Source organism: Leptospira barantonii, assembly GCF_002811925.1.
Lineage (GTDB): Bacteria > Spirochaetota > Leptospiria > Leptospirales > Leptospiraceae > Leptospira > Leptospira barantonii.
Genome location: NZ_NPDS01000001.1, coordinates 761,215 through 783,539, shown reverse-complemented (window position 1 = coordinate 783,539; position 22,325 = coordinate 761,215). Strand labels below are relative to the sequence as shown.

General features: G+C 45.1%; 23 protein-coding genes. 14 read left to right on the top strand and 9 right to left on the bottom strand.

What is annotated here, in order from left to right:
• The first annotated feature begins 144 nt into the window (after positions 1–144).
• Positions 145–942, top strand: a complete 798-nt coding sequence (locus CH367_RS03805) for a dienelactone hydrolase family protein (RefSeq protein WP_100761124.1) — start codon at positions 145–147, stop codon at positions 940–942.
• 116 nt (positions 943–1,058) lie between these two features.
• On the opposite strand, the gene CH367_RS03800 is transcribed toward CH367_RS03805, so the two are convergent.
• On the bottom strand, positions 1,059–2,768 hold the full coding sequence (locus tag CH367_RS03800) for an alpha-glucosidase (protein WP_100761123.1): 1,710 nt from the start codon (positions 2,766–2,768) through the stop codon (positions 1,059–1,061).
• A 240-nt stretch (positions 2,769–3,008) separates the two neighbouring features.
• Between CH367_RS03800 and CH367_RS03795 the strand changes: the two genes are divergently transcribed.
• Together CH367_RS03795 and fabG are read left to right on the top strand one after the other, a co-directional pair.
• Positions 3,009–3,437 (top strand): MarR family winged helix-turn-helix transcriptional regulator, encoded by a 429-nt coding sequence (locus tag CH367_RS03795; protein ID WP_100761122.1) that lies wholly within the window; start codon positions 3,009–3,011, stop codon positions 3,435–3,437.
• A gap of 52 nt (positions 3,438–3,489) precedes the next feature.
• Positions 3,490–4,239 carry a 3-oxoacyl-ACP reductase FabG gene (gene fabG / locus CH367_RS03790; protein WP_100761351.1) on the top strand — a complete coding sequence of 250 codons (750 nt, stop codon included), beginning with the start codon at positions 3,490–3,492 and terminating at the stop codon, positions 4,237–4,239.
• A 30-nt stretch (positions 4,240–4,269) separates the two neighbouring features.
• Here fabG and CH367_RS03785 read toward each other — a convergent pair whose 3' ends face one another.
• Complete coding sequence (locus CH367_RS03785) at positions 4,270–5,253, bottom strand: UDP-3-O-acyl-N-acetylglucosamine deacetylase (protein WP_100761121.1); 984 nt, start codon at positions 5,251–5,253, stop codon at positions 4,270–4,272.
• Between the two features lie 97 nt (positions 5,254–5,350).
• Positions 5,351–5,779: a hypothetical protein gene (locus CH367_RS03780; protein ID WP_010573998.1), complete on the bottom strand. Its 429-nt coding sequence runs from the start codon at positions 5,777–5,779 to the stop codon at positions 5,351–5,353.
• An 894-nt stretch (positions 5,780–6,673) separates the two neighbouring features.
• On the opposite strand from CH367_RS03780, the gene rplU reads away from it, so the two are divergent.
• The 7 genes from rplU to nadD all read left to right on the top strand — a co-directional run bounded on the left by rplU (position 6,674) and on the right by nadD (position 11,570).
• Positions 6,674–6,988 (top strand): 50S ribosomal protein L21, encoded by a 315-nt coding sequence (gene rplU / locus CH367_RS03775; RefSeq protein ID WP_100761350.1) that lies wholly within the window; start codon positions 6,674–6,676, stop codon positions 6,986–6,988.
• Positions 6,985–7,311 (top strand): ribosomal-processing cysteine protease Prp, encoded by a 327-nt coding sequence (locus tag CH367_RS03770; RefSeq protein WP_100761120.1) that lies wholly within the window; start codon positions 6,985–6,987, stop codon positions 7,309–7,311. The genes rplU and CH367_RS03770 overlap by 4 nt, the downstream gene beginning before the upstream one ends.
• A complete protein-coding gene (gene rpmA, locus CH367_RS03765) occupies positions 7,301–7,555 on the top strand; it encodes a 50S ribosomal protein L27 (protein WP_002629808.1) in 255 nt (84 codons plus the stop codon). The genes CH367_RS03770 and rpmA overlap by 11 nt, the downstream gene beginning before the upstream one ends.
• A 116-nt stretch (positions 7,556–7,671) precedes the next feature.
• Entirely contained in the window at positions 7,672–8,793 is a 1,122-nt protein-coding gene (gene obgE, locus CH367_RS03760) for a GTPase ObgE (protein ID WP_100761119.1), read from the top strand.
• A complete protein-coding gene (gene proB, locus CH367_RS03755; RefSeq protein ID WP_100761118.1) occupies positions 8,790–9,677 on the top strand; it encodes a glutamate 5-kinase in 888 nt (295 codons plus the stop codon). Before obgE ends, proB begins: the two co-directional genes overlap by 4 nt.
• Positions 9,674–10,924 carry a glutamate-5-semialdehyde dehydrogenase gene (locus CH367_RS03750; protein ID WP_100761117.1) on the top strand — a complete coding sequence of 417 codons (1,251 nt, stop codon included), beginning with the start codon at positions 9,674–9,676 and terminating at the stop codon, positions 10,922–10,924. Before proB ends, CH367_RS03750 begins: the two co-directional genes overlap by 4 nt.
• Before the next feature lie 4 nt (positions 10,925–10,928).
• Positions 10,929–11,570 carry a nicotinate (nicotinamide) nucleotide adenylyltransferase gene (nadD, locus tag CH367_RS03745; protein WP_100761116.1) on the top strand — a complete coding sequence of 214 codons (642 nt, stop codon included), beginning with the start codon at positions 10,929–10,931 and terminating at the stop codon, positions 11,568–11,570.
• A 52-nt stretch (positions 11,571–11,622) separates the two neighbouring features.
• Here the strand turns inward: nadD and CH367_RS03740 are convergent, their stop codons facing one another.
• Positions 11,623–12,471: a LamG domain-containing protein gene (locus CH367_RS03740; RefSeq protein WP_100761115.1), complete on the bottom strand. Its 849-nt coding sequence runs from the start codon at positions 12,469–12,471 to the stop codon at positions 11,623–11,625.
• Between the two features lie 207 nt (positions 12,472–12,678).
• On the opposite strand from CH367_RS03740, the gene CH367_RS03735 reads away from it, so the two are divergent.
• From CH367_RS03735 to CH367_RS03720, 4 genes are all read left to right on the top strand, one after another.
• On the top strand, positions 12,679–14,079 hold the full coding sequence (locus CH367_RS03735; protein ID WP_100761114.1) for a UDP-N-acetylmuramoyl-tripeptide--D-alanyl-D-alanine ligase: 1,401 nt from the start codon (positions 12,679–12,681) through the stop codon (positions 14,077–14,079).
• A 50-nt stretch (positions 14,080–14,129) separates the two neighbouring features.
• Positions 14,130–14,618 (top strand): 5-(carboxyamino)imidazole ribonucleotide mutase, encoded by a 489-nt coding sequence (gene purE / locus CH367_RS03730; protein ID WP_100761113.1) that lies wholly within the window; start codon positions 14,130–14,132, stop codon positions 14,616–14,618.
• A gap of 41 nt (positions 14,619–14,659) precedes the next feature.
• Positions 14,660–15,745: a 5-(carboxyamino)imidazole ribonucleotide synthase gene (locus CH367_RS03725; protein WP_100761349.1), complete on the top strand. Its 1,086-nt coding sequence runs from the start codon at positions 14,660–14,662 to the stop codon at positions 15,743–15,745.
• Positions 15,746–16,030: 285 nt separating this feature from the next.
• Positions 16,031–17,881, top strand: coding sequence for an FG-GAP-like repeat-containing protein (locus CH367_RS03720; protein WP_244284456.1), 1,851 nt, complete (start codon positions 16,031–16,033; stop codon positions 17,879–17,881).
• A 48-nt stretch (positions 17,882–17,929) separates the two neighbouring features.
• On the opposite strand, the gene CH367_RS03715 is transcribed toward CH367_RS03720, so the two are convergent.
• From CH367_RS03715 to CH367_RS03695, 5 genes are read right to left on the bottom strand one after another with little or no spacing between them, the layout of a single operon-like run.
• Entirely contained in the window at positions 17,930–19,240 is a 1,311-nt protein-coding gene (locus CH367_RS03715; protein ID WP_100761111.1) for a UDP-glucose dehydrogenase family protein, read from the bottom strand.
• 54 nt (positions 19,241–19,294) lie between these two features.
• The gene (locus tag CH367_RS03710; RefSeq protein WP_100761110.1) at positions 19,295–20,494 is read right to left on the bottom strand and encodes an ABC transporter ATP-binding protein; all 1,200 of its coding nucleotides are present in this window, start codon (positions 20,492–20,494) and stop codon (positions 19,295–19,297) included.
• On the bottom strand, positions 20,491–21,246 hold the full coding sequence (locus CH367_RS03705) for an ABC transporter permease (protein WP_100761109.1): 756 nt from the start codon (positions 21,244–21,246) through the stop codon (positions 20,491–20,493). The genes CH367_RS03710 and CH367_RS03705 overlap by 4 nt, the downstream gene beginning before the upstream one ends.
• On the bottom strand, positions 21,240–21,938 hold the full coding sequence (locus CH367_RS03700) for a JAB domain-containing protein (protein ID WP_100761108.1): 699 nt from the start codon (positions 21,936–21,938) through the stop codon (positions 21,240–21,242). Before CH367_RS03700 ends, CH367_RS03705 begins: the two co-directional genes overlap by 7 nt.
• Positions 21,935–22,159, bottom strand: a complete 225-nt coding sequence (locus CH367_RS03695) for an LIC12298 family protein (RefSeq protein WP_010573985.1) — start codon at positions 22,157–22,159, stop codon at positions 21,935–21,937. The genes CH367_RS03700 and CH367_RS03695 overlap by 4 nt, the downstream gene beginning before the upstream one ends.
• Positions 22,160–22,325: the final 166 nt, after the last annotated feature.

Genomic DNA, 22,325 nt, shown 5'->3' with positions numbered 1-22,325 from the left:
ATCCTGATAAAATCATATAAATTTTCAAGATTTTATCAGTAGAACGATTCAGATTTCGTCTTAAATTTTACAAGTTTAAACGGAACTTAGGTAAATACTTGTTTTTTTAAGGAAACGTTATATTCCGGGAGCGAGGTATTCTTCATGAAACGAATGTTCCTTTTTTTTGCGTTATTCAATCTTATTGCAGTCTCTTCCATTTGGGCAAAACCCGCGTCCAAGACGATCGTGTATCAGGAAGGGGAAACCACTTTAGAGGGTTATATCGCTTATCCGGCTCTTGATTCCAAAAAGAAAGTTCCCGGCGTATTAGTCGTTCACGATTGGATGGGACTCAGCGAAAACTCGAAAATGCGCGCGGACAAACTCGCGGGATTGGGTTACGTGGCTTTAGCCGTGGACATATACGGAAAAGGTGTAAGACCGAAGGCGATGGAGGAAGCCGCTAAATTAGCGAATTCTTATAAACAAGATCGTAAACTGATGCGCGCCCGCATTTTAGCCGCGCTTGAAACCTTAAAGTCGCAACCCGAAGTCGATACGAATTTGATTGCGGCGATCGGCTATTGTTTCGGGGGAACCGTTGCCTTGGAACTTGCACGAAGCGGAGCTCCCGTTCAAGGAACCGTTAGTTTTCACGGAGGTTTGGCAACGCCCAACGTCGAAGACGCAAAAAACATCAAAGGAAAAGTTTTAGCGCTTCACGGGGCCGACGATCCATTCGTTAAAAAGGAAGAAGTCGAGACGTTTCAAGACGAAATGAGAAAGGCCGGAGTCGATTGGCAGTTTATTTCTTACGGAGGCGCGGTTCATTCCTTTACGATCAAGGACGCAGGAAACGATAATTCTAAAGGAGCGGCTTACAATGCAAAGGCGGACAGACGTTCTTGGGACGAATTGTTGTCCTTTTTTAGGGAAGTGTTTCCGAAATCGAGGGATTAAACTTTCCAACAATCGAATATTCTAATGCGGATCGACGATCCAATTCCGTAGACTACTCTTCGAATCGAAGAAGGTCTACGGAATCCGCCATAAACTAAAGCGTAAAACGATTCCGCCTATTTCTTATTCACTTTTTTTGGAATATACTCGTTTCCTAATATAACCCCGGAACAAGGCGGAATCTTAAACTGATCAAACTCGTTGTGATCGAATAAAACGGTGGAATAGAAATATTTTCTACAATCCGTCGAATTGATAAAGAACCTGGTTTTTTTACCGAAATTAAGAACGATCAGCTTGCGTTCATTTCCGGATTCCCGTAAATACACAAGCATATCCTTGGGAACTCCTTCTTCGATCAATTGAAGAGTTCCTTCTTTCAACGCTGGACTTTCGTTTCTCAAGTGAATCGCACTTTTATAAGTGTTTAAAAGCGAATCACGATCTTCCGATTCCACGGAAACGTTTCGTTCCTTATAGTTACCGTGAACGCGGATCCAAGGTTTTCCCTTTTTAGTCGTAAAACCAGCGTTTGGCGAATCGTCCCATTGCATAGGAGATCTCGCGCGATCTCGAATGATGATGTCTGCAAGACCTAAAAATTCGGAAAGAGTATCGCCTAACCAACGATAAATTCTCGCCAAAGGATCCTGAGCTTCGGTCAGTTTGATCGTTTCGTTCGTCATTCCGATCTCTTCACCGTAATACGTGACCGGAACTCCGCGCGCAGTGAACTGAAAAAGGGCCACGAGCTTTCCTTTTTCCAAGTTATTGTTGATCTTACGCATGTAACGTCTTTGATCGTGGTTTCCGAAAACGTAGGTAGGAATGTAAGGATAAGGATAAACCTCTTCCATCTTCTTGATGATTCCTTTGAAGAAGGTCATCTTGAATTTAAGAAGAAGAGTCTCGAACAAAAAGATAAGATTAAGGCCGTCTCTTTTTTCGCCTAAGTAACGTTTGATGATATGATCGTCTCCCGCAACTTCTCCGACGGAGAATCGATCCCCGTCGAATTCTTCGAGAACGGATCTGAGTTCTTTCGCAAATTCGAAGTTATTCGGATGATTTACGGTATGAACCCTACTTTGAAAATAACCGTCGTGATCGTTTTCAGAAACGATGTATTTAAAACGGAACGGATTGTCCCTGAAATATCTGTCCTTATAAATCGCGTGAAAGATATCCAAACGAAAACCGTCCACGCCCTTCTTCAGCCAAAAACGTAAAACGTCGAACATCGCTTTTTTGACTTCGGGATTATAGTAATTCAAATCGGGTTGAAAATCAAGAAAGCTCGCGAGATACCACTGATCCGTATGCGCGTCGTAGTTCCAAGCCTTCGGAGTTACGAAGGAACTCCAGTTATTGGGAGGTTTATTCTTCCCTTTTCCGTCTCTCCAGATATACCAATCTCGTTTCGGATTTTCACGGCTGGAACGGGATTGTTTGAACCAATCGTGTTCATCGGAAGTATGATTCATCACCATATCGAAAACGATTTTCATTCCGCGTTTGTGGACTTCTTTTATTAGCTTTTCTGCATCCTTGAGTGTACCGTATTCGGGAGCGATGGAGTAATAGTCACTAACGTCATATCCGTGATCCATCTGAGGACCTTTATATAAAGGCGAAATCCAAAGCGTTTCGAACCCGAGATCCCGAAGGTAATCCAACTTGGAAATGATTCCGGGAATATCGCCGATCCCGTCCTCGTTGCTGTCCGCAAAGGAACGAGGATATATCTGATAAATCGTGGTCTTTTGCCACCACTTGTCGATTTGATTGGATGATTTCTTTTTGGAAGTCTGTTTTTTAGCGGTCATAACTCTTCGGGCTTTAATGGAATCAAAAATATTAGAATGAAGGCTGTCAAGACGGTATTACGGCAATCTTATTCGAACAGAATCGATTTCAACCGAGAACTCCGATTTGTAATATGGACTTTATGATCCGATAATTTGTTCTGTCGCATAACAAAAGAATTTGAACGGACGATAAAAAACGGGAAACGTGAAGAAATTTTTAGATTGACAAAAATTCTATTTATTTCGATATCGAAATAAATGAAACAAGAATTTGCGATCCATCTTTTATCCAGAACCAGAGACAGAATCCAAAAGTTCTTAAGTAAAGAATTCGAAAAGGAAGGAATCAAGGACTTGGTGCCCGCACACGGGGGTGTATTGTACGCCTTAGGTGTTTCGGGGGAAATGACGATGAGCGAACTGGCAAACACGTTGGACCGAACCAATTCGACGATCACCGCCTTATTGGACAAGATGGAGGAATTGAAATACGTAAAAAGAATTCAATCGCCAGATGACGAAAGGGTTTTTAACGCCGTTCTTACCGCAAAAGGAAAGACAACACGCGAGGCGGTCATTCGTGCTTCGAATACCACCAATCAAAAACTCTATAAGGGGCTTCTTCCCGAGGAAAAAGAAACCTTTATCCGTCTTTTGGAAAGAATTCATTCTAATTTTGAAAAGTAGAAATTTTTGATTTTTGGCTATTATTTCGATATCGAAATAAATGGAGGAATTTATGTTTTCTGAAAAAACGATAGTGATCACCGGCTCCGCAAGAGGAATCGGAAAGATAAGCGCGAAAAATTTCCTATTGAAGAACGCAACCGTAGTCGTATCGGATTTGGATTCCGCTCAAATCGAAAGAACGATCGAAGAATTGAAATCGTTCCACAAAGGAAAAGTCCTCGGAAAAGTCTGCGACGTAAAGGACAAGATTCAGGTGAAAGAACTCGCCGAATACGCGTTTAAGGAAACCGGAAAGATAGACGTTTGGGTGAACAACGCGGGGATCATCAAAGACGATCTTCTTTTGAGAATGAGCGAAGAAAAATGGGACGATGTTTTCAACGTGAATCTAAAAGGCGCTTTCTTAGGCACACAAGCCGCCGCCAAGTATATGATGAAAAAAGAATATGGTAGAATCATAAACATCGGTTCCGTATCCGGGTTTTACGGAAACGGGGGACAGAGTAACTATTCTTCCGCAAAGGCGGGTCTTATGGCCCTTACCAAATCCTCCGCAAGAGAACTCGCGTCCAGAAACATCACCGTAAACTGCGTGGCTTCCGGTTTTATAGACAACGACTTTGCGGCCGGGGTTCCGAAAGAAGTTCGCGAACGGGTTTTGGATACGATTCCTCTGAAGATTTCAAGAAATCCGGAAGAAGCGATTTCTTCCGCGATTCATTTTCTTGCTTCGGACGAAGCGGATTGGATCACCGGTGCGACCCTTCGTGTCGACGGAGGAATGATGATCGGTTTTTAAAGGACTCATTCGACTCTTAATTCTCCGGGATCAGAGAACTCGGATTCCGATCTCGGAGAATCTTTTTCGATCGCATACCAATTGGGCGATATCGATCTGTCTGTGATGATCGAAAAGAAACGTGGTCATCTTTCCGAAAAATCTTCCCTGATACTCCTCTTCCACAAAACGAATCCAAGCGAGAATATCGATCAACTCGTGTGCTAGGAATTCGTAGTTCATTCCGTTCGATTCGAACTTTTCCCTCGGGTTAAAAATTTTGTCTTCGTTTAACAAAATCACGTTTTCCAATGTGAACGGATAATCCTTGAGCCCGCCCCCAAGTCCGATCTGATAAAACTTCTCCGCTTCGATCCCCGGTCGAAACGCAGTCGTTCTCGCGGACGCGATGTATGAAAAAAACTCCGGCGTAAGTTCGGTTTGAATTCTTACGTTACCCACCGTTTGTCCCGGATAACTTACTTGATGATCCAAGAACAAAGACATTCCTTGCTCGTCTGGTTCCAAGATACAATATCCTTTTTCCCAAACAGCGGCAAACGGTTTTGCAACGGTGATTCGAGAAACTTCTCCGATCTTATGAAAGTTGTTTTGAATTCCGTCCAGATATACTTGATCGCAAAAATCGAAGGTCGGGAAACTGGATTGTTCCAACTCGAAATCCATATAAAAACCGAACGCGGACATCACGGCCAAAGGATGTTCTATGATCTTCACATCCCCCAATTGAATATTATGATTTCCTTTTATACAAAGAGACGGGTTTAGCTCGTAATTCTTCCCCGAATGGGAAAAGCGCGAATAACGTCCCGTCGCCGGTTTCACTGTAATTTCGGAAGGTTTATTTTCCAAGGTGGAAGTTCCCCGGATTTGAAACGGATCGGTGATCGTATACGAACTTGTCGAATCGAACGCGAATCGTTCGTCTCGAAAATGTTTCGGGAATTCGATCGGATTCGGAAATCGACCGGCCTTGAGTTCTAAAATTTTTTGGGAATCTGTGAGGACCTGCATTCTAAACGACAAAGGAAGTCGTTTTTTTATAGGAATGCAATCTTAAATCGGGGAAGGAAGGTGTGTTCCGGGTGAAAGATTCACCCGGAAAATGGAATTATACTCCGTAGAAAAGAAAAGACGCTACGATGGTCCAAACCCCTACTGCAATTCCAAAAATTCCCAATTTACCTTGGATTGGAGCAAGCTTAGCTAAAAGTTCAGCTCCTTTTTTCTTTGCTTCTTCGTTTTTGGAAAGAACATAAGTAGAGATCGTTCCGAAACCGAGAATGAAACCAAGAACCGCTTGAACGATGTTTCCCGCAAGTGCAGTCACCCAGTAAATCGGCCAAGTTGGAAGCCATCCAAGACCAAGAAGTCCTTGGAAAACGATTCCGTAGATTCCCCAGAAGCAGAAAACCAGACCGATCCAACCTTGATAAGGTGAAATCTTCGCAAGCAACTCTTTTGCGTCCGGTTTTTTTGCTAAAAGCAGAGATGGCACAGCAAGAATGCTGAGCACGATGAGTGTAATTCCTGATACCATTAGTATCTCCTGTTGAAATTAAATTAGATGCATATCTTTACAGGTTTGTATTTTCCATAAAGATTGTATGTATCTACAGATCGAGCAACTCTTTGGGAAGTGATTTTTTGCTCGCTTTTTGCTTTTTGATACTTATTTTATAAAAAATTCATATAACTCTTGTTCATCGAAATCAAGATGTTGCGCATTGTGCATCACAAGCAACTTGTTCTTAAAAAGAAAATCTCAGGCTTTTGCGGCAAAATTCATTCAAGTTATCTAATGGAATTATAATATGATTAATTATATATAATTTTAAATATATGGTTTTGCCATGTGAGTTTACTGAATTGATGCTCTTGGATTTTTGGTGATTCGAAAATTGCAGTGAATGAAATCGTTGCGCTTCGTTTTCGCTTTTGACATTTCATATTTTAAATTCGTGATTTCGATTCCGTTTTTGTTTTTGAGTTCATGGTAAAAATTTTATCTCTGTTGAATCGAAGAGCAAGCCATCGATCGAATTAGAATGAGCCATTGTTCGCGGATCGCCAGTAACTTGTAAGATCCGTCCATCCCAAGAAGTCGTCGGTTTAAAATTTCACCTTTGACTTGGTCGATTTTTCTACCCACGAGAATGGAAACGATAAATTTGCAGGAGTTCCTACATTCTTCCCAAAATCAGGGATGAACGAAGCGGATATAGGGGCGTTCAGAACGATTTTTTCAAATGCGAAGGAGTTCCCACACTGTGGCCCAGGATTTCGAATCGAGTCCCCTTCTTTGCAAGAGTTCCCGCAAAACCGCGCTTTCGAAACAGCCCCTCCGGTACAAGCGTTTTTCCATTTTCCCCTTGACCGACAAGCAAGGTCGACCAGATTGGTTGAAAACGACTTTAAAACAGGCCGGATCGATATGTACGCTATTATTTCAGTTGGAAACAGACAATTTAAGGTAACCCAGGATCAGGAATTCCTGACCGAAAAAACCGGCAAAAACGCGGGCGAATCCTTTGACGCAAAAGTTCTTCTTTTCGCGGAATCCAGCAATAAGGTTCATATTGGACAACCCGAGCTGAAAACCGCTCGTGTTTCTTTGAAAGTTCTCGAAGACGTAAAAGGTGACAAGATTCACGCTTACGTTTACAAAAGAAGAAAGAACTATCAAAAAGCTTGGGGCCACAGACAACAGCTCCAAAAAGTGAAAGTGGTTTCTCTTTCCGCAGTTTGATCCGAATTCGGATAACTCGTTTAAGAGAATTTTATTCTTCCTTGGAAAGTGAGGGACACTCCCCCGCTTCTCTGGGAACAAAAGGCGAGAATCTTCTCTGCTCTGCCGTCTCGGTTTTGGTTCAGACTCTTTATCTGCACCTCTTACAATCTGGCAAAGCAAAACCGGCTGAAATCCGCGACGGATATCTTCGGTTCGAGGTTCTCGGGCAAGACGCATTGATACAAAATAGCTTTGATTTGATTCTTTCGGGATTAAAAAATCTGAAGAGTCAATATCCGAAAGAAATTGAACTGATAGGAGTACCAGAAAATGGCACATAAGAAAGGTGGTGGATCCTCTAAGAACGGCCGGGATTCAAATTCCCAGAGACTCGGAGTAAAACGTTTCGGAGGAGAATCCGTTCTCGCGGGAAACATTCTCGTTCGCCAAAGAGGAACTAAATTCCGTCCTGGTAACAACGTAGGACTCGGCAAAGATCACACTCTCTTTGCTCTCGTTCACGGAAAAGTGAAGTTCGAGATGGTTTCCAAATTGAAAATGCAGGTTTCCGTTTACCCGGAATAACCCTTCATATTCAATCTCAAACCGGATGAACCGCAGTCTCCTGCCCGTTTCTGGGTCCGGACTCTGCGGTTTTTTGTTTTTACGATCAATTTAAGAATTTAGAATATTCAAATAGTATGGAATCCTTTGTAGACGAAGTCGCCATCGAAGTTTTCGCCGGTCACGGCGGGGCCGGGTCGGTTCATTTCCGAAGGGAGAAATACGTCGAATTCGGCGGACCCGACGGCGGGGACGGTGGAATCGGCGGTAACGTAATCATTCGCCCCAACCTTTCCATGTATACCTTGGACAAATATCTTTCCAAAAGAAAGTTCAAAGCCGAGGCGGGTTTTCCCGGAGTCGGAGACAATTGTTCCGGTAAAAAAGGTGAGGACTTAATTCTATTCGTTCCTCTCGGAACTCAAATCTACGACGAGGAAACTGGAGATCTTCTTTTCGACTTCGTGAGCGATACTCAGGAATTCGTAGTCGTTCGAGGCGGACGCGGCGGAAAAGGAAACACTCATTTTAAATCTTCCACAAATCAAACTCCGCGTTTTGCACAACCCGGTGAAGACGGAGAATATAAATTCTTACGCCTTTCCTTAAAACTTTTAGCGGACGTCGGTATCGTAGGTCTTCCGAACGCGGGCAAGTCCACTTTGATTTCCAAAATCACGGACGCGCATCCGAAGATCGCGGGTTATGCGTTCACCACTCTTTCTCCGAACCTCGGCGTTGTTAAGCGAAGAGGTGATATATTCCGTTTTACGATTGCGGATATTCCGGGTATCATCGAAGGCGCGAGTATGGGAATCGGTCTCGGTCTTTCGTTTCTGCGTCATATCGAAAGGGTAAAGGGAATTCTTTATCTATTCGACGCTTCTTCTTTGGATATCGAAGAGGATCTTAAGATGCTCCGTAACGAACTCGCGACTTACAATCCCGAACTTTTAAACAGACCCTATCTGATCGTGTTGAATAAGATCGACATTTGGGACGATCCCGACTTTACGAAGGATGTGATCGAAAAGGTTTCCCATCTCGGCAAGGTCATTGCAATCTCCGCGGCGATGGAAACGAACTTAGAAGAACTTTTAGTCAACATGGATGAAACCTTTTTCAAAGACGAAATCGAAAAGGTTTTGAATCCGGTAAAAGAATCTAAATCTGCCTCTCATACGGAGAATGAATCCGAACATTCCGAACATCAAGACACGTTAGGCGATTCTTCCCGAAATTCCGAGGATCGAGAATGAACTCATCCGTTTTAACGCGTTCTTCCCTTTCCGATAAGATCCGTTCGGCGGAAATGATCGTCATCAAGATCGGTTCCGCGCGTTTATCCGGTCCCGAATCGGAAGTGAACGATTTTCTGTTTCAATTGGTAAGCGACGTACGCCATCTCCACGATCTCGGCAAAAAAGTGATTCTCGTTTCGTCGGGCGCGATCGCAAGAGGAAGACTTTTGTTAAGCGAACTCCCCTCTTCGATTTCCTCGGGAGATTCCCTTTCCGAAAAACAAGCGTTAGCCGCGATGGGTCAGAACAGACTCGTCAATCTCTATGATAGTTTCTTTTCCAAGGTGAACCTAAGCATCGCTCAGATTCTTTTCGGCGTTTTGGATCTCGAATCCAAAGAAGGTTATAAAAATCTAAAGAACACGTTCACTCAACTTTTGGAATGGGGAATTCTTCCCGTCGTGAACGAAAACGATTCGGTCGCCACCGAGGAAGTGAAGTTCGGCGACAACGATATGCTTTCCGCACTCGTAAGTTTGATCGTAGGCGCGGATCTTCTTGTTATTCTCACGGGAGTGGACGGTTTTTTAAAAGAGGAAAGAGTTGTACCTTTTATGGAAAGAATTTCCAAAGAGGATCTGAATCTCGCGGGCGGCCCGAGCGGTCCCGGAACCGGAGGAATGTTCACGAAACTCAAATCCGCGGGTTTGTTATCGGAAGCGGGAGTTCCCACAGCAATTTTAAACGGCAAAAAAATGCATGTAATCCGAGACTTTATGGATAAGAATGAAGTCGGAACATTGATCGCTCCGTCGGGAAATCGAATTTTTTCCGAAGAGGACGTCAAAGAAATCATCCGTAAAAATCGAAACGCGAACGGCAACGGGGGAAATCATACATGAAAGAAATCGAATACGTTGAAGATCTCTGTTCTCGAGCCAAAAAAGCGTCCCGAACTCTTAAGTCCGTTTCCTCCGCAAAAAAGAACAAGGTTCTTTCGGAACTCGCGGATCTATTGGAAAAACGCAAAGCGGATATTCTTTCCGCGAACGAAGCGGATCTGAAAAACGGTAAGGAAAAAAATCTTTCCTCCGCTTTGATGGATCGTCTTTTGTTAAACGACAAACGAATCTCTGCGATGGCCGACGCTTTACGCGAAATCGTTTCCCTTCCCGATCCGGTCGGAGAGGTTACGAGAGGTTTGACTCTTCCGAACGGTCTTGAACTCGTTACAAGAAGGGTTCCTCTCGGTGTTGTGATGGTGATATACGAATCTCGTCCGAACGTTACGATCGACGTGGGCGCACTTTCCTTCAAATCGGGAAACTCTTGTATTCTTCGGGGCGGAAGCGAAGCGTTTCATTCCAACGCGATTCTCGTAAAACTATTTCATGAAATTCTAATGAAAGAAGGAATCGACACGGGTGCGGTCACCTTCGTCGATAAAACGGATCGTTCGTTTATGCTTCCGTTCTTTCAACAGACCGCTTCGATCGATATCGTCGTTCCGAGAGGCGGCGAAGGTTTGATCCAGTTCGTCTCCGAACATTCTAAAATCCCGGTCGTCAAACACGACAAAGGTGTTTGTAATCTTTATATCGACGAAGACGCCGATCCCGAGAAGGTGATTCCGATCGTAATCAATTCTAAGGTACAAAGACCCGGAGTTTGCAACGCTACGGAGAATTTGATTCTTCACAACGGTTATCCGTTTCGCAAGGAATTGCTCGAAGCGCTCGCTAAAGAAGGCGTGGAACTTTTACTCGACCCTCCTTCTCTCGCTCTTTATCCGAAAGGCAAACCCGTTAAAGAAGAAGATTATAAGGAAGAATTTTTAGATCTTCGTCTTTCGGTGAAAACGGTTTCCACTTTGGAAGAGGCTTTGTCCTTTATCGAAAAAACTTCCTCGGGGCATACCGAAGCGATCGTTACGGAAGATTTAAGCACGTCGAAAATCTTTACGAACTCATTGGATTCGGCGGCATTGTTCGTAAATTGTTCCACACGTTTTCATGACGGGGGAGAATTCGGTTTAGGCGCCGAAGTCGGTATTTCAACGGGAAAACTTCACGTGCGTGGTCCGATGGGTTTGGTTCATCTTACGACCACGACCACTTACGTTACCGGGAACGGACAGATCCGGGGTTGATCCTTTGTCCGAGGAATCTTCGATTCTTACCGGAATTTTCGGCGGAAGTTTCGATCCTCCGCACGAAGGACATTCAGGAATTCTAAAGTCTTTTTTTAAGGAAGTTCCGGATTGTAAGGAAGTGTTCCTGATTCCGAACCGACAAAATCCCCTCAAGGGCGAAAAACTTTCGCCCTCACCCGATATATTCGAAATGTTGAATCTATTTGCGTCCGAGCTCGATGCTCCGATTCGAATTTTGGACTTGGAACTGAAACGAAATGGCCCGAGTTTCACGATCCAAACCGTCAAAGAACTGAAAAATCTATATTCCGATCGCGAATTCGTTCTTCTGATCGGCGAAGACAATTATGCGAACTTTCACGAATGGAACGATTGGGAAGGAATTTTAAACGAGGTTCGGAACGTTTTTGTCTTTCGAAGATTTTCGGAAATCATTCCAATCAATCCGCGTCTTTTAGCGCGGACCGAGTTTCGTTTTTTAAAGAATCCTTTGATTCCTGTAAGTTCTACGGATCTGAGAAATTCTTTTTCGGAAATCGATTCCGGTTCGGATGCAAGTGAATATCCCGTTTCGCAATTCCAAAATCGAATTTCAAAATCAATCTTGGATTACATTCAAAAGAATGGATTGTATCGAAAGTAAAAAAATTCTCATACCTTGAACGTTATAAATTCTTAATATACAAAGATTCAACTCAACAACCGGAAACTCCGACCCCGTAACGCGTGCCTAAATAACATTGAACCGTGTTTTGTTCGGATGTGGTATGAGCCGTTGGATATATTAAAACTTCTGCGACATCCATCGTTGCAAAAAAACCGACTCCGCCACGACTGCCTATAAAAAGGGATAAGCTCGCGTTCGTCGTGCCCGGATCTCCGACAAACACATTCGAAACAAAGGAAACTTGAGTTCCGTTTAAAAAGAGAAGATGACCCGCATTGGTTCCGTCAAAAGAATGAACGCTTATAAGGGTCGAACCGGTCTTGGCCCAATCCGGAGTATAAGCTTTTTCTGATGAAGCCGCACGCGTGGCGCGAATCGTTCCCGTATTGCTGTCCGATAAGTAAATCCCGTTTCCCGCCGAAGCATCCGGTCCCAACTCGTAAATGATATGAGTTCCCGCAGGACCTCCCGCTTTAAAAACAAAGTAGAGCGTAAACGCACCCAAGGGAAACGGCGCGGTTCCCATCGAGGAAGAAGTCGAACTTCCTCCAAAGTGAATCGCGGGAAAATGATTGAACGTATCTTCGACCAACGTCGCGTTACCTGCCCCGCTATAACCCGTGCCTGCAAGATCTTGTAGAAAAAGAGAAGTTCCATCCGTTGACGTTCGATCGGAGCGAAACCAAACTCTTGCGCCGGAAACCGGCTGAGTCGGATTCACGACACCATTGCGTCCGACAAGAGCAAGCCCGGCGCCCGAACAGATCCAATCGGATGTTGAACAATCGGCCCCATACCGAGAGCAATCGATCGTAAAGAGTATGAGAAGAATCAGCGCACTTCCGAATCGAGACAGAACAAGGCTCTTTTTTCCCATACCATAAACTGGCTCACAATTTCGAATAAATCAATCAAAATTGGATTCGAGCGAGACTCGGAACAAGTTAGAAATAATTTTTTTACTAATTCCCGCAAGGAAGAATTCTTTCGATCCTCTTTACCGGTTGCTTTACTCGCCCTATGACGAACACGGGAGGACAAATTTTAGAATTTTCAAAACATTCTCTCCCTACAACTTGGATTCATGAAGGCAACCTTCTCCTACGACCCGGAAACGATCCGCAAAGCGTTGGGTTCCGAGTCGACAACCTGGTTTCAGAAAGAAACCTCGATCACAAACATAACGACCGCTTCGACCGAAGCGGAGGCCGGTTCCTTGTTCGTCCCACTTCGCGGGAATCGGGACGGGCATGAATTCATCCAGGATGCTCTTTCCAGAGGAGCCTCTTATTTTTTAGTCGAGGAGAATCATCCGATTCTCAAGGAACTCGACGACGAACAATGTAAAAAAGCGATTCCCGTCAAAGATACGTTAGTCGCTCTTGGTAAGCTCGCCGCATTTCACAGATCCAGATTCAACCCGATCGTGATCGCCGTCACGGGTTCGAGCGGAAAAACGACTACGAAGGAACTTCTCGGCAACTGCCTCAAAAATCTTGACGAAGACGCGTTGGTCGTTACGGAAAAGAATTACAACAACGAGATCGGGCTTCCGTTTACGCTCTTTCGAATTTCGGATCAAACCAAAATCGCGGTCTGCGAACTCGGAATGAATCACAAAGGGGAAATTTCAAGACTTACCGAAATCGCAAAACCGGACTACGCGATCATCACAACGATCGGAACGGCTCATATAGAATTTTTGGGAAGCCAAAAAAACATCGCGAAAGCGAAAGCGGAGGTCGCCGAGGGTCTTTCCAAGGGAGGAATTCTCTTCTATCCAAGTATAGGTGAATATTCTAAAATACTAAAAAAGAAAACCCGCAAATACGGAAGCAAGTTTGTTTTGGTAAAACCGGAGCAGACGTTTTCCATTCTCCGCAAAAACCCGTCCGGATTTTCCTTAAAATACAAAGACGAAGAAATCGAATGGAACTTACCCGGCGATAAACTTCTCGGAAACTTAGCCGTCGCAGTCGCTTGTTTGGAAACGATCGGAACTCCTAAAGATTGGATCCGAGACGGAATCTCTTCCTTTAAATCCGGAAACAAAAGACTGGATCTGCAACGAGGAAAATTCTCCGTAATCAACGATACGTATAACGCGAACTACGAATCCATGCTTTCCTCTTTGGAAGTCGCGGATCAACTCGCGGACGGTAAGGAATTTTACGCGGTTCTCGGCGATATGAAAGAACTCGGAAAACATTCTTCCGAATTCCATAAAAAACTCGGAAAACACTGCGCCGGTTTTCAAAATCTAAAAGGACTTTTCACTTTCGGAACCGATTCTCGTTGGATCGGCGAGGAATTTGTTAAGCGAACATCCTCTCCCAAATTTTCGGAACACTTCGAGAACACGGAAGACGGATTGAAACAACTCGTTCAATCGTTTTTGAATTCGGTTCCCGAAGGTTCGGTCGTTTTGGCGAAGGCTTCGAGAGGAATTCAATTGGAACGCTTCGTGGATTCTCTTCAGGTTTAGTACTTGCAAACGTTCGGATCGAAAGAAACATCTTCAACAGGAGAAAGGACTTGAGCGCGAAAGTTGCAATCATAATGGGCAGTCATTCGGACTGGGAAACGATGAAGGAAGCCGAAACCGTTCTAAAAGAATTCGGTGTTTCCGTTCACAAGGAAATCGTTTCCGCGCATAGATCCCCCGAGCTTATGTTAGAATTTTCTAAAACAGCGAAGAAGGCCGGTTACTCGGTCATCATCGCGGGGGCCGGCGGAGCCGCGCATCTTCCGGGTATGGTCGCGTCGATGACCACACTTCCCGTGTTAGGCGTCCCCGTTCAGAGCAAAGCGTTAAGCGGCATGGACAGCCTTCTTTCCATCGTTCAAATGCCCGGCGGAGTTCCTGTGGGAACTCTTGCGATCGGAACCGCGGGTGCTAAGAACGCGGGTCTTCTTGCGATTCGAATTCTTTCCCTGCAAGACGCGGAACTTTCCGAAAAGCTGGAACGATACAGGGATAAAATTCGAGAAGACGCACTTTCCAAAAACAAGGATCTTCTTTGAAATCGAAAACCACTCTTCCTCCCGGTTCCAAACTCGGAGTTATGGGAGCAGGACAATTGGCGAGAATGTTCTGCCTCGAAGCGCTTCCTTTCGGTTACGATATTTCCGTTTATTCTCCGGAAAAGAATTCTCCGGCGGCCGGAGCAGGAGCCAAAGAATACGTCGCCGCTTACGAGGACGAAACCGCTCTCATAGAATTTTTAAAGAATATAGACGCTCTTACATTCGAATTTGAGAATATTCCGGAAATTGCACTTTCTACGATCGAAAAATTCTCGAAAGAAAACGGGCTTAGAGTTCACCCCTCCCCCGATTGTATCCGAATCGCACAGAATCGATGGAAGGAAAAAAATTCTTTTCGAAAGGCCGGAATTCCGACCGTAAATTTTCATCCGGTTTTTACGGAAGAGGATAAAATTTCCGTTCTTTCCAAAACAAATTTCCCGTGTATTTTAAAAACGAATACGATGGGTTACGACGGCAAGGGCCAAGTTAAATGTAAAACGAAAGAAGAACTTTCTTCGGCGCTTTCCGATCTAAAGGAACTCAATCATATCGTGGAAGAATTCTTTCCGTTTCACTCGGAGGCTTCCGTAATTTTAGCGAGGTTCGAGGACGGTAAGATTCTAAATTTCAGACCTTCCGAAAACGTTCATAAGAATCATATCCTGGATCTTACCTTTCATCCGGGTAACTTTTCAAAGGAAGTGGAAACGAGACTTGTGGACTCTGCGAAAAAACTCGCGGAAACGATCGGTTACATCGGAGTTTTCGGAGTGGAATTCTTCATCAAAGGCGAGGAAATTCTTTGTAACGAATTCGCACCAAGACCTCATAACTCGGGACATTTCAGCCAGGACTGCGGAACACTTTCTCAGTTTGAACTTCAATTGAGAACACTTTGTAATATTCCTTCCCCCGATTCGATTCCGTCGACTTCCGTTACGATGAAGAATATCCTGGGAGAAGATTACAAACCCGGCTCCGATCTTTGGAATTCAGCATTAGAAAATCCTTATTTTCATCTTCATTTATACGGTAAAACCGAAGTCCGCAACGGCAGAAAGATGGGACATTGGAATTACTCGGGTCCGAATCCGGAATCCGCATTCTCCGATTGGACCTGATCCCTCGAACCAGCGATCGAGTATAACGCGCATTTTGCGCTTCCGTTTAATGCGAAGTCGATCTTTCCTCTTGAAAATAATTTTTTGATTCAGCTAGGATTTTTCCTTGGCTAAATTCCGTTTTTCGGCCTCAGATGGTCGTTAGAGCGATCGACCATGAAACCCGAGGCTTTATCGAAATCCGAATACAAATTCCTGTTTCTAAAACGTATTCTAATTTCCTCATGCGTTTGTTTTTTCGTGCACTGTTGGTCCAACCCGTTCTATCAACCTCCGATCGAATGTTTGAGCGGGGGGCACAATCATCTTTGTCCCGATCATTCTTTGAACGTTTTTTTTCAAGGGCTTTCGATCTTAAACTTCAATTCTCAGAACGCGATTTCGATTTCAAATGTCGTGGATAAATCCGCGATTCAATCCGGCTTCTTAGTCGGTAAGACTGCTTTCGGTTACGATAACGTTTCCGTTTCCATCGATGACGGTCCTCCGACCGCCGTGGCCGTGGTCAATTCCACTTGGAGATACGCGTTGCCCGCACAAGCCGTTACGGGAACTCATTGGGCCTTGGGAAGCAAACATAAGATTTCCGTAAGAATCTACAACGCACTCGGACAAGTTTTTGCGGAGAAGGTAATCGAAGTCGTGAAGGGAGTCAACCGTGACACCAACGGAGACGGTTATCCCGATGTGATTCTTTCTGTTTCTCCGGGCAATTCCGTGCAAGGTTATTCTCTCGTATTTTTAACACATGCCGATACGGGTATACCTTCGACTTCACCCGATACGATCATTACGGACGGATTGGTCGGAAGTTCCTTTTTCGGAGATCGAGTCGGGGTCGGAGATTTTAACGGAGACGGTTACGCAGATATGCTCGTGGGAAGTCAGGCGGCTCCTTCTTTTTCCACCATCGGACACGCGTTTATCTTTCACAGTGCCGGTCAGACCGGAATCGCGAATCAGAACTTGGCTTCGGGAGGAAATTATAGTACGTTTCTAAAAGGTCAGAACGGCGGAGACCGTCTCGGTTCTTTTGTCAACGGCGCGGATGTAAACGGAGACGGTTACGACGACGCGATTCTCACCTCACCTTGGAACAACTGCAAGGGTTATACTTTTTACAGCGCCGGAAACAACGGAGTTTCATCCAAGGATTTGAGCACGGGTGGAATCGCAGATATCACTTTTTCAATCGCGACGCCGGATAACTACGGATTCACCGCTTTCGGAGATATCAACAAAGACGGTTATACGGACATGGCCGTGGGCGCTCCGTCTTACAGCTCCAGTCAAGGAAGGGTCTACGTTTATATCTCCAACGGAACCACGTTACCCGTAACATCTCAGTATCTTCTCGCTCCGACGCCGACCTGTTCCGGAACCTGTAGCTTCGGTAGCGCCATAACGTTAGCCGACTTCAACGGAGATTCCTGCGCGGATCTCGGAGTGGGCGCTTCGAGCTACAACGGAAATCAGGGAGCGGCGTTCGTATATCTTTCCAACTGCGGCTCCACCGCGCCTTTTTCTTCGACTCCGAACGCAACGTTCATCGGTCCTTTGACTTCCACGTGCAACGGAGGAAACAATTGTTCTTTCGGAAACTTTGTTACTTCGGGTGATACGAACGGGGACGGATTCGCGGATCTTCTGGTCACAGCGAATCAAGCAACGAACAATTACGGAAACGTTTATCTGTTTCAAAGTTCCGGAAGTTCCGGGATTCAGAGCGTCAATTTAAGCACGGGTGGAAGCGCAGATTCCACCATTACGGGCGCGGGTGCTGGTTTGGGTTTCGGTTCGTTCGCGAACATGCAGGATGTCAACGGGGACGGTTTATCGGATATCCTCGTTGCGGCTATGGACCCGATTGCCAGCGGACTTTCGCAGGTCGGAAAAGGAAAAGTGTATTATTTTCAAAGCTCCGCGACAACCGGATCGGTAAACATAGACCTGAGAACCGGAGGCGTCGCCACTGCAACGTTGATGTATTCCCTGGGAATGTCCCTCGGAAACTCGATCGCATTCTCCCCTTTTGAACATGAAGAATCGAGTATATTCGGTTATTCTTATGGAGAATTTTTCGAAAACGGAATCAAAGGGATGCGGGGAACGTCGCCGTTCCCGCTACGAAAATAAATCGAGTATTTAAAACGTTCGCGTATCGAGTCGACAAAACCGCCGATTTTAAACGTTCGGTTTACCGATCGAGAAGTATTGAAATCCTTCCTTCTTCATCAACTCCGGAGAATACTGATTTCTTCCGTCGAAGATCACCGAACTTTTTAAAAGGCCCTTGATCTTTGCGAAATCGGGTTCTCTAAACTCTCTCCATTCGGTTAAAAGAAGCAAAGCGTCCGCGCCTTTCAATGCAGAATAAGCGTCGGGAGCGTAATCCACTTTTCCTTCGAAGTAAACGCCGGAAGTCTCCTTGGAAACCGGATCGTAAACCTGCAACTTTACGTTTTTATCATGTAATTTTAGAATCAACGGAATCGAAGGAGCCTCTCTCATATCGTCCGTTCCGGGTTTAAAGGAAAGTCCCCAGACCGCGAATGTTTTGCCGCTTAGGTTCGATTCTCCATAGAACTTTACGATTTTCTCATAGAGTCTGATCTTTTGCGCCTCGTTGACCTCTTCCACTTTGCGGATGATCTGTAAAGGAGCGCCCTCGTCTTCGGATGTTTTGATCAAAGCGCGAACGTCTTTCGGAAAACAAGAACCGCCGTAACCGATTCCCGCGTATAAAAACTGTCTTCCGATTCTGGAATCGGTTCCCATTCCTTTGCGGACGTCTTCGTAATTTCCTCCGACGACTTCGCAAAGATTTGCGATCTCGTTCGCAAAAGAGATCTTTGTAGCGAGAAACGCGTTACACGCGTATTTCGTAAGTTCCGCCGACACGACTCCCATTCTTAAGATAGGATTTCCGTTGAGAACAAACGGAGCATAGAGTTGAGCGATCAAGTCTCCGGCTTTTTGAGTTTCCGCTCCGATGACAACTCTTTCGGGACGCATAAAGTCGTCGATGGCCGCGCCTTCTTTCAAGAATTCGGGGTTGGAAACGACGTCGAATTCGAGTTTGGTTTCGTTGGAAATGATCGCCTTGACCTGGGCCGCAGTTCCGACCGGAACCGTGGACTTGTCCACGATCACCTTGTATCCGTTTACGGACTTACCGATTTCTTTCGCGACCGCGAAAACAGCCGAAAGATCGGAAGAACCGTCCGGTAAAGTGGGAGTTCCCACAGCGATAAAAATGATTTCCGATTTTTCCACACCCTCTTTGAGAGAAGTGGTAAACTCGAGTCTCTTTTCCTTCCAATTGGTAAGGACGAGTTCGGAAAGACCCGGTTCGTAGATAGGAATGATTCCTTTTTTAAGATTTGCGATTTTCGTTTCGTCTTTATCGACGCAAATCACTTGATTTCCGTATTCCGCGAAACAAGCGCCCGCGACAAGACCTACATACCCGCTTCCAATCACACAAACTTTCATATTGAGAACCAGAATTCCGTTCTTTCCCGACCGAGAAAGAAAAATAAATGGGGGTTAGATGTCTTTTTTGAGACTGCTTTGGACCGGAAGCCAGGCCGCGCCTTCGAATTTCGGCAGATCCAGACGTTCCAGCTCGAAGGAAAGAATTCCGTCCTTCCAAAGATAACTGTTTCCGACGTGATTGTCGCCTTCGTGTAGGGCGATCCCCAGAGAATACTTACCCGCCGAAAAGTTGAGTGGAAGTCGGAACTCGGCACAGACCGATTCGCCCGCACGGATATTTTTGAGGGAATTCCCGAGATGATACGTGTTCGTTCCGAACGCTCGAATCCCGCGCGCGTCGTCTATGTGAAATCCCACGGTGAGATCCGGAATTTCTTTTTTGAATTTCACCCGGACTTGGATTTCCACCTCGGCGCTCACGGGGAGAATTTTCGGATTCGTCTGGCCCTTATATTTTAAACCGACGGAAACGTTTTCCAAAGGAGAATCGTTTTGAAACGGAAGAACCGATTCTTGTTCCGTTCCCGCGTCCGCGATGATCTGCATATATTCCCGAAAACCTTCGACCGGATCTCCGTCGAAAACCAGTTTTCCTTTTTCCAAAATCAAAACGCGGGAACAAACCGATTTTAAAAGTTCGAGATCGTGACTTACGATTAATGTCATGGTTCCTTGTTCTTGAAAAGAACGGAAACGTTGTAGACATTTTTGTTGAAAACTCGCATCGCCCACGGCGAGCGCCTCGTCCACGATGAGAATGTCCGGTCTTGAAAACGTAGCGAGCGCGAATCCGAGACGCATCACCATCCCGGAAGAATATTGTTTGATTGGAATATTCTTAAATTCTTTTAAACCGGAGAATTCGAAAATCTCGTCCATCGACTCTGCGATTTCTTTCGGACTGAGTCCCCAGACAAGACCGTTGTAGTAAAGATTCTCCTGTCCCGAAAGTTCGGGATTGAATCCGACTCCGAGTTCGAGGATCGATCGTAACGTTCCCGTTTTGAGAATTTTTCCGGACGCGTAAGACGAAACACCGGTAAGAACCTTTAAGAGTGTGGACTTGCCCGCTCCGTTTCTCCCGATCAAACCCACGATTTCACCCGGAGAAACCTCGAAGTTTATATTCTTCAGCGCGTCGTATCGTACGTCGTTTCCCAAAAAGCCGAGAGTAAGAACGTTCAGAATCCTTTGCCCCGGTCCGCTGAATCCGGTATAAACCTTGTTTAGATTTTCTACTTTGAGATTCAAAGATGATCCAAGATGACGGAATGAAATTTGGATCGGCTTAAAATTCCGATCAAAGGGAAAAAAACGGCCCAGGGAAGAAATTCTTTCCAATGAAACACGGGAACGAAGTCGTTTAACAAAACGAAACGAAACAACTCGAGAGGAAAATTCAACGGATTCCAAACGTTGATCGAATGTAAAAAACCGGAGGATAAATACAAAATCGGCAGGGACCAAAAGAAGAATTGGGAGATCAGACGGATCAGAGGTGTGATGTCCCGCAGAATTACGTTCGCCCGCGCCAAATAACCTTCCACAAAAGACAAAAGATAACCGACCCCGAACATTACAAAAATCGAAAGCGGAAACAAAACCACATTCAATTTTCCTAAAACGCTCAAAACGATCAGGACCGGAACCGCGGTGACCGCGAAGTGAACGAACATCTGAACGAACGGAATCCAAAGAAAAATCTCCGGACCCAAAGGGGATCTTTTGATCAGTTGACGGTTTTCGGTGAGAATCGAAGTTCCTCGGATCATGTATTCCTGAAGAGGAACCCAGAACAAAAGCCCGCTGAACGCGTAGCCTATAAAATCCGAAGTGGATTCGGGATTTCCTTTTAAATTGAGAAATAAAAAGACGATCGTATAAATGAGAATGATGCTTAGATTTTGAACGAGCATCCAAGAGATACCGAGAGAACTTCCTGCGAATTGTAAGGCGTAATCTCGCCTCACTAAAATCCAGAGAATCGGTAAACTTTTCAACACTTCGTTCGGGCCTGAAGAACCTTACCTTCTTTACAGGAATAGATCCCGTCAATTCCAAAAATCCATTGGTCTAACAGCTCCAAGCCGATCGCATCCAGAAGTCCTCCGAAATTTTCGTAGATAAATAGGTCTTCTTCGCTCGGTTTCGAAGCGGATTCGGGATGATTGTGTGCGATGATGACCGCGGAAGCCGCGTCGTTGAGAATGATCTTTAAAAGATCCCTGGTTTGAACCCCCACTTCCTCCAAACTTCCGATGGCAACGATCTCGGCGCGGAGCACCGCCCCTTCGGGAGAAAGAGTAATGAGAACAAAACATTCTCGGTTTTTAGGAATCAAACTGGTCGCGAGAAAATTGAGAAGTTGATGAGTGGAATAACGTTTTCCTTTCAACGCCTCCCATTTGAGACGTCTTGCGAACTCGATAGCCGCAAGTAAGGTAGCCGCTTTGGCATTTCCGATGCCTGAAATTTTGCGAAGATCGGTAATCTGTTTTTGCAGAAGACCGCCGAGCCCTTTGCTCTGATACAAGATCGAGCGACTCAGTTCCTCGATCGGTTGAGCCCGATTCCCTTTTCCTAAAAGTACCGCCAAGATTTCCCAATCTTCCAGGGACTCGGCTTCATACGCGATTCGCGTTCTAGGATCGGGAAAAGGACTCAACCTTTCAGAGAGTTTTCCGCTAGATTTCAAATCCGCTTCAGGTTGTTTTTACTGAGCTCAGAAAGTGAATCTGCAAACCAGGTTCCTTTTTGAACTACTTCCCCTTCAAACGCTTCTTCCAGATAATCCGCGAAGGATTTTAGATTCGACTCTCCGGCACGAGTCCGTTCTTTCCAGTTCGGACCTGCTCCGGCGAGACCACCACGTTTTCTCTGGTAATTTGCTGATTCTTGCAGAGATCGAATGATCATAGTCTTCTCTCCATTCTTAATAAATTAGACGACATAAACAGATAAAACCACAGGATAATCCACTAAACGGATATGTATATACTAATCAAAATAGTAGTAAATGTCAACTCAAAACGCTTCTTTTTTTCGAAAATCGTCGATTTTAGAATGAAAAGCCTTTTTGAGT